A 13218-nucleotide genomic window follows, 5' to 3' on the forward strand; every position below is an offset into this window, starting at 1 on the left:
TTGCGGGGCGGCCCGTCCGGCCGCCCCGGTCCGTCCGTACGGCAACAGCTTGGAGCTTCCGGTGACGCTGGGGACTGTGGAAGGCACGGCGCGTACGAGGACCGGCACCCGGCGGCGGCGCGTACGGGGTGCGGCCGTCGCGGCGGGGGTGGCGTGCGCTCTCGCGCTCACCGCGTGCAGCGACGGCGGGGATCCGGACTCCGGCGACGGCTCCGACGACAGGGCCGCGCCCAGCGCCACCGCGAGCGCGGACACCGGCGGAGGCGGCGGAGGCACGGGCGGGGACACCGGCGGCTCGGCGTCCGGTGCGGCCGGTGAGCTGGCGGGCAGCTGGCTCGCCACCAGTGACGGCAAGGCGGTGGCCCTGGTGGTCACCGGCAGCCAGGCCGGTCTCTTCGCCACCGGCGGCACCGTGTGCAGCGGCACTGCGGGCGAGGCCGACGGCACCCGCACGATCCGTCTCACCTGTACCGACGGCAGCGAGGACCGGGCCCGCGGGACCGTCGAGTCGGTCGACGGGACGACGCTGAAGATCGACTGGGAGGGCGGCCTCGGCACGGAGACGTACACCAAGGCCGAGGGCGGCTCGCTGCCGCCGGGACTGCCCACGGAGGGGCTCGGCTGAGCACCGGGGCATGTCCCCTGGCGGCGGCCGGCCCGGGCGCCCTCGGACTGACGACCGCCGCCCCAGGACGCCCCGCACTGACAGCAACCGGCCCCAGGGATCCCCTCCCCCCGAACTGACGACGGGCGCGCCCTGGAGTGCCGCGGGCTATGACAGCGGGCGGCGGGAACGGACTCGGGCGCGGTCGGCCGCGTCGGTGCCCGCCGTCCAGCCCGCGGCGTCGGTGACGCCGCGCATCCGGGTGGTGGTCGTCTCCGGGAACATCCGCTCCACACGGCCGACGACCGCGACCTCGCGGGTGGCGAGCACGGGCAGCAGGTCCTCGCTCACCGGTGCCGCCGCCGCGGCGTGCAGCCGGGTGCCGACGCGGTGGGCGTACGCCGCCAGGAAGGACTGCCGGAAGGTCTTGGTCCGCTTCCGGCCGCCCGCCCTCTGCGCCGCCTCCGCCTTCGTCATCGCCGCCTCGGCCTGCACCAGCAGCGAGGTGTACAGCAGCTCGACCGCCTCCAGGTCGGCCTCGAAGCCGACGACGGTGGAGAATCCGAACGCCTCGTTCCACACCGCCCGGCAGTGGTTGGCGTCCGCGACCGCGTCCAGCAGTACCGCCTTGGCCTGCTCGTAGGGCGGCTCGACGCCGATCCGGCAGGCAGCGGGGGTGTCGGGCGCGGGGGCGTGGGCCGACAGCAGGGCCTCGTCGATGCTGTGCCGGGCCATCAGCTCCTGCGCCTTGGCGCTGAGCGCCTCCGCCTCCTCCGGATAGCCGGTGGCCTCCGCCTTGGCGAGCAGCGCGCGGATGCGGGCGAGGGTGCGGTGACCGGCCCGGGGTTCGCTCCGGGAACCGGCCCGGGGCTCGCTCCGGTGCTCGTCCAGGGACTCCAGCGCGGGCAGGCGCAGCAGCAGGCGGTAGAGCTCCAGCACGGCAGTGGCGTGCGAGAACCGGTCGGTGCGCGGGGCCGGGTGCGCGCCCCGGTCGGGCAGGTCGTCGAGCTGTGCCGCCCAGCGCGGGCCCCGCGGGCGGTCGTCCCGCGCCTGCGCCCGGACCAGCTCCGCCACCAGGTGCAGGTGTACGTCGTCCAGTTCGCGCCGTACGAGGCGTACGACGTCGGCGGGCTGCCAGCCGCGCGCCCATGCCGCGGCCACGAACCCCACGCCGCGCCCGGTCAGTTCGGCGTCCGCCCCGGGGTCGGCCGCGAGCAGTGAGGCGGCCGTGTCGAGGCTCGCGTCGGCGGTGTCGTACAGGGCGGCCCTCAGGGCGCGGTCGACGGTGCTGGGCGTACTCACCCCGTGATGGTGCCACGCCCGCCGGGACTCACCAGGACTGTCAACTCTTGGTTGACACTCCAGAGGGTGCAACCTACGGTTGACGCATGACGACGAACCCCAGCACCCCGTCATCCCCCGTCACGTCATCCCCCGTCACGTCATCCGTGCGCCTCGACGACCTGATCGAGGCCATCAAGAAGGCACACGCCGAGCCGCTGGAACAGCTCCAGGACGCGGTGATCGCCGGGGAGCACCTCGGTGAGGTCGCCGACCATCTCATCGGTCATTTCGTGGACCAGGCCCGGCGTTCGGGCGCGTCCTGGACGGACATCGGCCGCAGGATGGGCGTCACGCGGCAGGCGGCGCAGAAGCGCTTCGTGCCGAAGGAGTCCGGTGACATCGGCCCCGGCGAGGGCTTCAGCCGGTACACGCCCCGCGCGCGCAACGTGGTGATGGCCGCCCACAACGAGGCCAGGGCCGCGGGGACCGCGGAGGGGCTGCCCGCGCACCTCGTCCTCGGTCTGCTGCACGAGCCGGACGGCCTGGCCGTCAAGGCCGTCGCCGCGCAGGGCGTCTCCCCCGACGCGGTGCGCGGGGCGGCGCTCGGCGCGCTGCCGCCGGCCGCCGAGGAGGTCCCGGAGCTGGTGCCCTACGGGCAGGCGGCCAAGAAGGTCCTGGAGCTCACCTTCCGCGAGGCCCTGCGCCTCGGCCACAACTACATCGGCACCGAGCACATCCTCCTCGCCCTGCTGGAGCACGAGAACGGCGAGGGCACGCTGAGCGGCCTCGGCCTCGGCAAGGACCAGATCGAGCGCTACGTCACCGCGGTGCTCGCGGAGTTCCTCAAGGAGCCCGAGGCCCCCGGAGCAGCGCCCGAAAACCCGTGAGCAGCGCCCGAAGATCCGGGAGCAGCGCCCGAGAACCCCAGGGCCGCGCCGAACCCCGAAGCGGCGCCCCAGCGCGGCGCCCCAGCACCGCGGGGCCGCGCCGAACCCCGAAGCGCCGTGCGGAGACCGCGGAGCGTCCGGCCGGCAGCGGCAGGCGGGCCCCGGGCCGTTGTCAGTCCCTCCTGCGACACTCGCAGCATGGCCGACCGGTGGGCGCTCGCCGAGGCCGAGGACGGTGGCGTGGAGGTCGAGGTCGCCCCCCTCGGCCCCGACGGGCTGCCCGCCGGACCGGTGCGGCGGGAGGCCGGCCTCGCCGAGGCGGTGCGGAGCCGTCCGGAGGTCGCCCGGTGGGTGTGGCGGTCCACCGCCGAGGTCTATCCGCGCCTGCTCGCCGCGGGGGTGCGAGTGGAGCGGTGCTACGACATCGAGGACGCCGAGATCCTCCTCCTCGGCCACGAGGGGCGGTACGGCGAGCCGCGGTCGGCCGCCGCCGCGCTGGCCCGGCTGCGCGGCGGCCCGGTCCCGCCCGACCCGCCGCAGCGGCCGGCCGAACCGGGTGCGCAGTCACCGCTGTTCGAGCCCCAGGGCGTCCACCTGCCCCTGACGGACCTGCTCGCCGTCTACGCCGAGCAGCAGCGACGGCACGAGCGGGCGGCGCACCCCGACCGGATGCGGCTGCTGACGGCGGCCGAGTCGGCGGGGATGCTGGTGGCCGCCGAGCTGAACCGCGCGGGTCTGCCCTGGCGGGCGGACGTGCACCGCGGGGTTCTCCACGACCTGCTCGGCGAGCGGTACGCGGGCGGCGGTGAGCCGCGCCGCCTGGCGGAGCTGGCGGAGGAGGTGTCCGCGGCCTTCGGGCGGCGGGTGCGCCCCGACCTTCCGGCCGATGTGATCAGGGCGTTCGCCCAGGCCGGGATCAGGGTCCGGTCCACGCGCCGCTGGGAGATCGAGTCGGTCGACCACCCGGCCGTGAAACCGCTCGTCGAGTACAAGAAGCTGTACCGGATCTGGGTCGCCCACGGCTGGTCCTGGCTGCAGGACTGGGTGCGGGACGGCAGGTTCCGCCCCGAGTTCCTCGCCGGCGGCACGGTCACCGGGCGGTGGGTGACCAACGGCGGGGGCGGGCTGCAGATCCCCAAGGTGATCCGGCGGGCCGTCGTCGCCGACCCGGGCTGGCGCCTCGTCGTCGCCGACGCCGACCAGATGGAGCCGCGCGTCCTGGCGGCGATCTCCCGAGACCCCGGACTGATGGAGGTGGCCGGGCGGGAGACCGACCTCTACCAGTCCGTCTCCGACCGGGCCTTCTCCGGCGACCGCGACCAGGCCAAGCTCGCCGTGCTCGGCGCGGTCTACGGCCAGACCTCCGGCGACGGGCTGAGGAACCTCGCCCTGCTCAGACGCCGCTTCCCCCGCGCCGTGGGCTACGTCGACGAGGCGGCCCGCGCGGGAGAGGAGGGCCGGCTGGTCCGCACCTGGCTGGGGCGCACCTGTCCGCCCGCGGTGGGGGCGGGGGTGGGCGAGGGGACGGCGGAGGAGGCCGGCATCCCCGGCCTGGAAGACGACTCCGGCTCCGGGGACCGGCAGGACGAGCGGCAGTGGGTGCCCGGGTACGCCTCCACCGACGCCCGCGCCCGCGGCCGGTTCGCGCGCAACTTCGTCGTGCAGGGCAGCGCGGCGGACTGGGCCCTGCTGCTGCTCGCGGCACTCCGGCGGACGTGTGCGGACATGGCGGCGGAGCTGGTCTTCTTCCAGCACGACGAGGTGATCGTGCACTGTCCCGCCGAGGAGGCCGACGCGGTCGTCGCGGCCATCCGGGAGGCAGCGGACCTGGCGGGCCGGCTGACGTTCGGCGAGACGCCGGTGCGGTTTCCGTTCACGACGGCGGTGGTCGAGTGCTATGCGGACGCCAAGTGAACGGCGGGGTCACTGCCGGTCGGCGGCTGTGAGCTCGCCGCCGCGCGGATCCGTCACCGCGGGCCCGCGGTCCCCGTCGGCCAGCAGCTCCCGCAGTTCGGCCACCGCCGTTGCGGCGTCCGTGCCGTCCAGCGCGGCGAGGGCCGAGCGCCACTGCTCGTACGCCTCCGTCCCGCGCCCGTGCTCCCGCAGCAGCAGTCCCTGCTGGTGGCGGGCGAGCCCGCCGGTGTACCGGTCCGCGCGGGCGTCGGCGCGGCTCAGCAGCTCCGTGCACTCGTGCAGGGCCCGCTCGGTGCGGCCGAGCAGCCGCAGGGCGCGGACCAGACCGAGCCTCGTCTGCGACTCCCCGTGCCAGTTGCCGTGGCCGCCGAGAATACGCAGGCTCTCCTCGAAGTGGCCCGCGGCGGCATCCGGTTCGCCGAGGGTGAGATGGGCGTAGCCGATGTTGCAGTGCGCGGTGTGCTGCACGATGACGTTGCCGATCTCGTCGCCGATGGCGAGGGAGCGCCGGTGCTCCTCGATGGCGGCGCGGGCGTCGGTGTGCTCGTAGAGGTTGCCGAGATGGCTGCGGGTGATCGCCTCGCCGTACGGGTCGTGCAGCTGCCGTGAGTACGCCAGGCTCTGGTGCAGCGCCTCGCCCGACTCGGCGTGCCGGCCGAGCCCTTCGAGCAGCAGCCCGCGGTTGTTGAGACAGCGGCGGATCCGGGAGACGCTGCCGAGCCGCCGCCACAGGTCCAGCGAACGGTCGTTGAGGGCGAGGGCGTCGTTGTGCCGACCGGTCAGGAACTGCACATTGGCCAGGTCACCGAGCGCGTGCGCCTCGGCGGCCCCGTCGTCGAGCCGGCGCGCGAGGCCGAGCCCGGCCCGGGCGAGCACCTCCATCTCGGCGACCCGGCCGCTGCGTTGGGCGTACGGGAAGAAGAGCCGGACGAGCGCGGAGAGATGACCGAGACGGACACGGGCGGCCGGGTCGGGGGCGGGGGCGGTGCCTGTGCGGGTGGCGGGGCCGGCGTAGGTGTCGGCGCTGGTGGCTGCGTCGGCGTCGGTGTCGGTGTCGGTGTCGGATATGCCGTGGACTGTGTACCGCTCGACGAGTGCGACGATGTTCGCCAGCTCCAGGTCGCCCCAGGCGAAGGCGTCCTCCGGAGCGGCGAAGGGCGGGACCGAGTCCACGTACCGCGCATGCTCCGGCGGCTGGGCGGCGGTGGGGCGACGGCGGTCGTCCTGGTCGGGGCCCGGTTCGACGATCGCGGTGAGGACGCGTTCGGCGACGGCGGCGTACCAGCGCAGGGCGGTCTCGACGGCATCCGCTCCGCCGGCCGAACCGGCGCCACCCGCATCGTCCGCCAGGGCGGACTCCCCGCTTCCCGTCTCCTCCCCGGCGGCCTCCTCTCGGGCGAACTCGCGCACCAGGTCGTGCGGGGCGTAGCGGCCGTAGGCTGCCTCCTCGAGGAGGGCGACGTCCACGAGCCGGTCGAGGGCGGCCTCGGCGCGTCGCTCGTCCGTGCCGGTGAGCCGGGCCAGCAGAGGCGCCCCGTAGGAGGGCAGGTCGAGCGCGCCGATCCGGCGCAGGGCGAGGGCCGCGTCCCGGTCGGCCCGGCGGTCGGAGGCGGCGAGCGCGCCGTGCGCATGGGCCAGCGAGCGGCGCACGCTCAGGTCGTCGTACTCCAGATGGTGCAGCCGTCCCCCGGCGGCCGCCAGCTGCCCGGCGAGCACGTCCGGGGTGAGGGCGCGGCGGGCGGCGAGTCGGGCGGCGACGACGCGCAGCGCGAGCGGGAGGCGGCCGGTGAGTTCGACGAGCGGATGATCGGCCCGGAGCCCGTCGGGACTCTCGCGCCCGTCCCGGCCGTCGCGTCCGGAGACGGCGCGCAGCAGGGCCGCGCTCTCCTCGCCGGAGAGCGGGGTGAGCGGGAAGCGCCGGACACCGTCGAGAGCGGTGAGCGGTGAGCGGCTGGTGACCAGCACGGCGCAGCCCGGACCGCCCGGCAGCAGCGGCCGTACCTGCGCGGCGTGCGCGGCGTCGTCCAGGACCAGAAGGGTGCGGGTGGGCGCGAGCAGGGAACGGAGCAGGGCTGCCGCGGCGTCGGAGTGCTCGGGGATGCTCCCGGGATCGGCACCGAGGTCCCGCAGCAGCGCGGCGAGCGCCTGGCAGGAGGTGAGCGGGGTCATGCCCGGGGTGGCGCCGTGCAGGTTGATGTACAACTGGCCGTCCGGGAAACGCTCCTTCAGGGTGTGGGCGACATGCAGGGCGAGGGCGCTCTTGCCGACGCCGGCCATACCGCTGATCACGGTGACGCCGGGCCGCGGCCCGACGGCGAGGGTCCGCCGCAGCTCGTCGCACACGGCCACGCGTCCAGTGAAGTGGCCGGGAGGCGGAGGCAGTTGCGCCGGCCTCGGCTGGGACGAGGCCGAGTCCCCGGACGCAGACATGGAGCCGGAGGCGGAAGCGGAGGTTTCGCCGGCGGTGGAGGAGGTGGGGGTGGAGACGGGGCCGGCGGCGGAGACGGGGCCGGCGGCGGAGTGAACGGCCGTGGAGTCGTGATCTGCGGTGGGCTCGGAGCCGGCAGCCGAATCGGACGCCGAGGAGAGCCCGTACCCCCCGGAACCGGTGCTGCGCAGCACCTCCACATGCGCTGCCGCGACCGCCGGTCCCGGCTCGACGCCGAGTTCCTCGACCAGACGGGCGCGCAGATCGCGGTGGACGGCGAGCGCCTCGGCCTGCCGGCCGCTGCGGTGCAGGGCCAGCATCAGCTGGCGGTGGTACGCCTCCCGGAGCGGGTACTCGGCGACGAGCGCGGCCAGCTCCGGTACCAGTCCGGCGGGTCGTGTGCCGCCGAGGGCCAGTTCGGCGTCGGAACGCCACTCGAGGAGCAGCAGGCGCGCCTCCCGGAGCCGCTGCGCGAGGGCGTAGCCGCCCAGTTCGGCCGGGAGGCCGGCGAGGGGCGCACCACGCCAGAGCGCGAGCGCGGCGGTGGCAGCGCGTACGACTCGTGCCCACTCCGCGCCGGCGTGCGCGGCGCGCGCCTCGGTGGTGAGGGAGTCGAAGACATGGACGTCGAGTTCCCCCTGCTCGACCCGCAGCAGATAGCCGGTGGGCACGGTCCGCAGCCGTTCGGGCTCGTCGAGCAGCCGCCGCAGCCGGGTGACGTGATTGTGCAGGGAGGCATGGGCGGACGGTGGCCGGGCACCGCCCCACAGCGCGTCCTTGAGGGAGTCGACGGAGACGGCCCGTCCCGCGTCGAGCAGCAGCGCGGCCAGCAGGGCCCGCGACTTGGGCCCGGAGACGGTCCGCACCACGGCGACCTCGGGGCGGCCACCCGCGCCGCCCCCGCCGATGCGATCACCACCGGACCCATCGTCCCCGGAGCCATCACCACCGGGGCGATCACCACCGGGGCGATCACCGCCGGAGCCGGCGCCGTAGAGAACCGGCGGCCCCAGCAGCCCGAACCGCAGCCCGTACCGCTTCACGCCGTCCCACAGCCTTCCTCACGGCGGTGTTCCGCCACTCTCGCCGCGCCTGGCGGCCATCGTCTCCCGTCCCGCCGTCCGTAGCGGAGAACCATTGGCCATATGTTAGCGATCCGTTGGCCGACTCTGATGTGATCACATCATCGGAGCCGGCCCCGGGGGTGCGCGTACAACGCGTTGCTCGGGGGAGTGTCGCCGCCGTGGCCGGCTTCCGTGGACGCATGAGGGCCCGGGTCGGCAGAGGTGACCGACCCGGGACCCTCGTCCTCGGCGGAGGACCGGTGCACATGACCGGGGCCCGCAGCCGGGCACCGCAAGCCGGTCTCACACCGCGCGGACGTGGCTCGTGAGCCGGCCCTCCTCGTAGCGGTGGAACATGAGTGCGGGTGGGGCGCTGTGGGTCTGCCAGGAAGCGTCGTGGTCCTGTTCCCAAGGCATCAGGGCCGTCGAGACGATGCCGGGGGCGCACAGCAGCGGGCGGCCGGCGAAGGATGTCGCGGCCGCCGTGTGTGCGTGGCCACAGAGCACGGCGACCACCTGCACGTGGTGTTCGAGAATTTTCGCCAGGGCGTCCGGTTCGCGCAGTCCGATGCGGTCGGTGTACGGAAGGCCGAGCGTCACGGGCGGGTGGTGGAAGGCGACGAAACTCGGCCGGTCGGGTGCGGCGGCAAGGGCGTCGTCCAGCCAGCTCAGCGTCTCCGGCTCCAGCAGGCCCTCGGACCGGCCGGGTATCGACGAGTCGCACGTCAGCACCCTGACGTCGGCGACGTCCCGGACCTCGTTGACCGGCGCCGTCCCGCAGTCGCCGAGCAGCACCTCCCGGTACTCCGGCCGGGAATCGTGGTTCCCCGGGCACAGAAGCACCTGATACCGCTCATAGAGCGGGGCGAGGGCCTCGCGGGCCTGGTGGTACTCCGCCAAGGTGCCCCGGTCGGCGACGTCCCCGGTGATCAGCACGGCGTCCACCGTGCCCGGCAGGCCGGTCAGATGGTTCACGGCCCGGCGCGTGCGCTCGGGACTCTCCGGGGTGCCGTCCAGGTGCAGGTCGCTGAGGTGGGCGAGTACGGTCACGCTTTGACCTCCGTCTCCTCCGTCCGGCCCTGCTCGGGCTCACCGGCGTCCCGCTTGCCCGCCCGCCAGCGGGCCCATGTGCCCAGGCACATGGCCAGGGAGATCGCGAGGACGCCGTAGAAGGTGTCCTGCGACTGATGCAGCCGCGGGTCCACGAACTGGACCACGTAGGTGATCACCAAGTTGGTCCCGAAGAGCATCGAGACCGTGATGGGCTCGGTCCGCACGATGCCCTGCTGGAGCAGGTACAGCGAGATGATCACGCCGACGAGGCTGATCGCGAGGACCGCTCCGACATTGACCGGGGAGTACGGACCGAAGCTGTCGCGCACCACGAGGAGGACGAGGGTCGCGGCGATCAGCGCAACGAACCGGGATGCCATCATCTGCCGCACGGACATCCCCGCGTCGCCGAGCCGCTTCGTGTAGTACGTCACCCCTGACAGCGAGATGGTGGTCAGCACGCACATCACCACCCCGAAGACCAGTTTCCCGGTCGGCACGTCCCCGATGGCCGACTCCCCGCTGGAGGCCGTGACCAGCAAATACACCATGGCGACGAGCATCGCCCCGGCCGCGGCGAACTCCAGCGGGAGCGCCTTCGTGCCGGGCCGGAGCTTGAATCCGAGCACGATGGTGACGATCGGTCCCAGGCCGATGATCACCGAGTTGGCCATGGCCGGTTCGAGGACGGTGAACGCGTACAGCACCGCGATCCAGCAGACCGCGGTGGAGATGTTGAGCATCACCACGTCCGGCAGACAACGCCTGACCACGGCCTTCAGCTCCCGCTTGTCGCGCAGGGTGAGGAAGTAGAAGGCCTGGGCCACGACGAAGGAGTTGAAGGCGATGAACTCCGGTGAGAGATCCTGGACCAAAGCGCCCTCGAACACCGACTTGGTCGAGTTGATGACGCAGTAGCCCAGCACCAGCAGGGGCCCCGCGGCCAGGGCGAGACGGCGGCTAGACGACATCGTAGAAGCCCTCGCCGTCCAGGTGACGGGCCGTCATGTAGTCGTGCGTCACCACGCCCTCGACCTCGTGCAGGAGGTGCACGAGCATCGGGTACGTAAGGTCGTTGACCGTCCGCGCGATCGCGTCGCCGGGCTCCACCTTCAGCAGGGCGTCGTGGAAGCTCTCCAGCCCGCGCAGAGCGGCCATCTTCGGGTAGTCGACGAGCTTGCCCGCCTCGGGCGCGACCATGTTGACGCAGACCGCGTGCCGGGCAACCTCGTAGTCCGTGTGCCGACGGGCCTCGAAGGCCTCCGGGTCCGTGTACGCGAGCACCGTCCACTCCAGTTGGCTCTCGCCGATCGCCGCCCGGGTCAACAGGGGGAGCATGGCGCCGCACACCCGGGCGCCCGTCTCGATCAGCCGGGGGCCTCGCGGAGTCAGCTTGAGCTCGGTGTGGGCCGGGCCGTTGCGGACGCCGAGCGCGTCCAGCACGCGGAACGCGTACTCGGTCAGCAGGTCCTGTTCCGGACCCCGGCGGACCAGCAGCGCCGACCCGCCGAGCAGGTCACGCACGCCGTTGACCCCGAGGTGCTGGGTCTTCCACAGATCGCACACGTAGTGCTTGCCGTCCAGGCTCACCGTGTTGACGTAGTACTCGGCCCCCACGAGGTACTCCTGGGCGACCACCGCGTCGTTGCGCAGCCCGACTGCGCTGTCGGCACCGACGAGCGACTCGAAGGCGACCCGCACCTCATCAGCCGTGTCGCAGAAGGACACTCCGTCGTTCAGCGCGCTGCGGACCGGCTTGAGGACCACGGTCCGGTCGGTGTCGCCGTACCAGCCCAGCAGCGTGTCCAGGTTCGTGGCCAGGATCTGGTCGGCTGCCGGCACCCCGGCGGCCTTGACCGTCTCCACCATGCGGAACTTGTCCCGCCGGGCGCTGCTGAGCGCCGTGCCGTTGGTCCGCAGCCCCAGTGCCTCACTGAGTACGTCGGCCAGCTCGACGCCGATCTCCGCACCGGCCAGCAGCGCGACCGGGGCGTACGGGGCGATGGCGGCCAGTGTCTCGGCCGTGTCGCCGCGGTGGACCACGGTGGCGAGGAAGTCACCGGGACGGAAGGACGCGCCGAAGGCGGCGGGCGGCTGCTCCAGGCTCTGCACGTGCAGGCAGTCGTAGCCCCGTGCGTGGAAAAGCGGTGCGAGGTGGGCGGCGGTGGAGAAGGCGTCGACTATCGCGACGACCGGGCGGTGGCCCTGAGGGGTACTCATACGAGGGGCTCCTCTACTGGTGTGCGGGGGTGACCGCGGAAGGACGTGCGGAGGTGACCGCGGCAGAACCTGCGGGGGTGACCGCGGAAGGGGCGGCGGTGATGCGGTCGACGGCGGCCCTGACCAGGCCGGAGAAGAGGGGATGGGGGCGGGTGGGGCGGGAGCGGAGCTCCGGGTGGGCCTGGGTGGCGACCAGGAAGGGGTGGACCTCGCGCGGGTACTCGACGTACTCGACGAGCCGGTTGTCGGGCGAGGTGCCCGAGAAGACCAGGCCGGCCTTCTTCTCCAGCCCTGCGCGGTAGGCGTTGTTCACCTCGTACCGGTGCCGGTGCCGCTCCTCGACGTACTCCTCGCCGTCGTACGCCTCACGTACGATCGAGCCCGCGGCCAGCTTCGCCGGGTACATGCCCAGGCGCATCGTTCCGCCCATGTCCCCCTCTCCACCGACGACGTCCAACTGCTCGGCCATGGTGGAGATGACCGGGTGGGCGGTGGCCGCGTCGAACTCGGTGGAGTCGGCGTCCGGGATACCCGCCAGGTTGCGCGCCGCCTCGATCACGACGCACTGCAGTCCCAGGCAGATCCCGAGCAACGGGATCCTGTTCTCCCGGGCGTACCGTATCGCGCCGATCTTGCCGGCGACCCCGCGGTCGCCGAAGCCACCCGGGACGCAGATGCCGTCCACGTCGGCCAGTTGCTTGGCCGCGTCGGCCGGGGTCTCACACGCGTCCGAGGCGACCCACTTCACCGTCACCCGGGTCCTGTTGGCGAAGCCACCGGCACGCAGCGCCTCGGTGATCGACAGGTAGGCGTCGGGCAGGCCGACGTACTTGCCGACCAGGGCGAGGGTGATCTCGTGGTCGGGGTTGTGGACGCGGTCGAGCAGGTCGTCCCAGGTCGCCCAGTCCACGTCACGGAACGGCAGGTCCAGCTTGCGGACGACGTAGGCGTCCAGGCCCTCGGCGTGCAGCACCTTCGGGATGTCGTAGATCGACTTGGCGTCGATCGCGGCGACCACGGCGGCCTCGTCGACGTCGCACATCAGCGAGACCTTCCGCTTGATCGCGGTCGGCACCTCACGGTCGCAGCGCAGCACGATGGCGTCCGGCTGAATGCCGATGTTCCGCAGCGCGGCGACGCTGTGCTGGGTCGGCTTCGTCTTCAGCTCTCCCGAGGGGCCGATGTACGGCAGGAGCGAGATGTGCACCACGAAGACGTTGTCGCGGCCGACCTCGTGCCGCACCTGGCGGACGGTCTCCAGGAACGGCAGCGACTCGATGTCGCCGACGGTACCGCCGACCTCGGTGATCACCACGTCCACCTCGTCCGTCGCCATCCGGCGGATGCGGTGCTTGAGCTCGTCGGTGATGTGCGGGATGACCTGCACGGTGTCGCCCAGATACGCGCCGCGCCGCTCCTTCGCGATGACCTGCGAGTAGACCTGCCCGGTCGTCACGTTGGCGGAGGCGTCCAGATCGACGTCGAGGAACCGCTCGTAGTGTCCGACGTCCAGGTCGGTCTCGGCGCCGTCGTCGGTGACGAACACCTCGCCGTGCTGGAAGGGGTTCATCGTGCCGGGGTCGACGTTCAGGTACGGGTCCAGCTTCTGCATCGTGACCCGCAGGCCCCGTGCCTTCAGGAGCGCACCCAGGCTGGAGGCGGTCAGGCCCTTGCCGAGCGAGGAGGCGACACCCCCTGTGACGAAGAGGTGCTTGGTCGTCGTGGAGGGCAAGGATCGAGTCTGCGTGTCCAAGAGGAGACTCC

At 73.1% G+C, this 13218-nt stretch carries 9 protein-coding genes; 3 read left to right on the top strand and 6 right to left on the bottom strand.

Features of this window, described 5'->3' with window-relative positions; all coding sequences use genetic code 11:
• The first annotated feature begins 61 nt into the window (after positions 1-61).
• The gene (locus tag V5O46_RS12320) at positions 62-625 is read left to right on the top strand and encodes a hypothetical protein (protein WP_332884593.1); all 564 of its coding nucleotides are present in this window, start codon (positions 62-64) and stop codon (positions 623-625) included.
• Positions 626-772: 147 nt separating this feature from the next.
• Here V5O46_RS12320 and V5O46_RS12325 read toward each other — a convergent pair whose 3' ends face one another.
• Complete coding sequence (locus tag V5O46_RS12325; protein ID WP_332884594.1) at positions 773-1906, bottom strand: DUF2786 domain-containing protein; 1134 nt, start codon at positions 1904-1906, stop codon at positions 773-775.
• Positions 1907-1992: 86 nt separating this feature from the next.
• Here V5O46_RS12325 and V5O46_RS12330 point away from each other — a divergent pair, with 86 nt between their 5' ends.
• On the top strand, positions 1993-2775 hold the full coding sequence (locus tag V5O46_RS12330) for a Clp protease N-terminal domain-containing protein (RefSeq protein WP_332884595.1): 783 nt from the start codon (positions 1993-1995) through the stop codon (positions 2773-2775).
• 198 nt (positions 2776-2973) lie between these two features.
• Positions 2974-4689 (top strand): bifunctional 3'-5' exonuclease/DNA polymerase, encoded by a 1716-nt coding sequence (locus tag V5O46_RS12335; protein WP_332884596.1) that lies wholly within the window; start codon positions 2974-2976, stop codon positions 4687-4689.
• Positions 4690-4698: 9 nt separating this feature from the next.
• Here V5O46_RS12335 and V5O46_RS12340 read toward each other — a convergent pair whose 3' ends face one another.
• The 5 genes from V5O46_RS12340 to V5O46_RS12360 all read right to left on the bottom strand — a co-directional run bounded on the left by V5O46_RS12340 (position 4699) and on the right by V5O46_RS12360 (position 13186).
• A complete protein-coding gene (locus tag V5O46_RS12340) occupies positions 4699-8160 on the bottom strand; it encodes an AfsR/SARP family transcriptional regulator (protein WP_332884597.1) in 3462 nt (1153 codons plus the stop codon).
• A gap of 324 nt (positions 8161-8484) precedes the next feature.
• A complete protein-coding gene (locus tag V5O46_RS12345) occupies positions 8485-9231 on the bottom strand; it encodes a phosphodiesterase (protein ID WP_332884598.1) in 747 nt (248 codons plus the stop codon).
• Positions 9228-10205 (bottom strand): EamA/RhaT family transporter, encoded by a 978-nt coding sequence (locus tag V5O46_RS12350; protein ID WP_332884599.1) that lies wholly within the window; start codon positions 10203-10205, stop codon positions 9228-9230. The genes V5O46_RS12345 and V5O46_RS12350 overlap by 4 nt, the downstream gene beginning before the upstream one ends.
• Positions 10195-11454, bottom strand: a complete 1260-nt coding sequence (locus tag V5O46_RS12355) for an ATP-grasp domain-containing protein (protein WP_332884600.1) — start codon at positions 11452-11454, stop codon at positions 10195-10197. The genes V5O46_RS12350 and V5O46_RS12355 overlap by 11 nt, the downstream gene beginning before the upstream one ends.
• A gap of 13 nt (positions 11455-11467) precedes the next feature.
• Positions 11468-13186 carry a CTP synthase gene (locus V5O46_RS12360; protein WP_332884601.1) on the bottom strand — a complete coding sequence of 573 codons (1719 nt, stop codon included), beginning with the start codon at positions 13184-13186 and terminating at the stop codon, positions 11468-11470.
• Positions 13187-13218 lie beyond the last annotated feature (32 nt).

This window comes from Streptomyces poriticola (genome assembly GCF_036689765.1).
Taxonomy (GTDB): domain Bacteria; phylum Actinomycetota; class Actinomycetes; order Streptomycetales; family Streptomycetaceae; genus Streptomyces; species Streptomyces poriticola.

What these genes read in the sequence shown, in the direction of transcription:
- V5O46_RS12330 (WP_332884595.1), top strand. Translation starts at nt 1,993, where the DNA reads ATGACGACGAACCCCAGCACCCCGTCATCCCCCGTCACGTCATCCCCC.
- V5O46_RS12335 (WP_332884596.1), top strand. Translation starts at nt 2,974, where the DNA reads ATGGCCGACCGGTGGGCGCTCGCCGAGGCCGAGGACGGTGGCGTGGAG.
- V5O46_RS12350 (WP_332884599.1), bottom strand. Translation starts at nt 10,205, where the DNA reads ATGTCGTCTAGCCGCCGTCTCGCCCTGGCCGCGGGGCCCCTGCTGGTG.
- V5O46_RS12355 (WP_332884600.1), bottom strand. Translation starts at nt 11,454, where the DNA reads ATGAGTACCCCTCAGGGCCACCGCCCGGTCGTCGCGATAGTCGACGCC.